Annotated in this window: 1 protein-coding gene; it reads right to left on the reverse strand. The window is 50.1% G+C overall.

All coding sequences use genetic code 11. The annotated features are described in order from the left end of the window. Nucleotides 1-164: 164 nt before the first annotated feature. The gene (locus ACTHUE_RS19950; RefSeq protein ID WP_094192864.1) at nt 165-494 is read right to left on the reverse strand and encodes an FKBP-type peptidyl-prolyl cis-trans isomerase; all 330 of its coding nucleotides are present in this window, start codon (nt 492-494) and stop codon (nt 165-167) included. Between the last annotated feature and the right edge of the window lie 67 nt (nt 495-561).

A 561-nucleotide genomic window follows, 5' to 3' on the forward strand; every position in this document is an offset into this window, starting at 1 on the left:
CCTTCAATCAGGGTTTTGACTTGTTCGGGTAAAAGCATGGGGGTTCCTTGGGAAATGGTTTGCTTGTAAAAGAGGGCATTATACCGAATCTTGATAAAAACAGGCCGTCTGAAAAACCAAACTTCGGGTTTCAGACGGCCTCGGTCTTTTGAAGCGTCAAATGCTTATTCGTACACTTTCAGCAGCTCGACTTCAAAAATCAAAGTCGCGTGCGGAGGAATCACGCCGCCGGCACCGTGTGCGCCGTAGCCCATTTCGGAAGGAATGGTCAGCTTGCGTTTGCCGCCTTCTTTCATGCCGCCGAAGCCTTCGTCCCAGCCTTTAATCACTTGGCCGACGCCCAGAGTGATGGTCAGCGGTTGACGGCGGTCGAGGCTGGAGTCGAATTTGGTACCGTCTTCCAACCAGCCGGTGTAATGTACGGTGATTTCTTTGCCTTTGACGGCTTCTTTGCCGTGGCCTTCTTGCAAGTCTTCAATAATCAGGCTCATGATGTTCCTTTCGGATGTATGGTGAAAATCGGCTCAAGATTACCATATTGTGCGCAATCGTGAAACAAAG

It is taken from the genome of Neisseria sp. P0021.S005 (assembly GCF_051956955.1).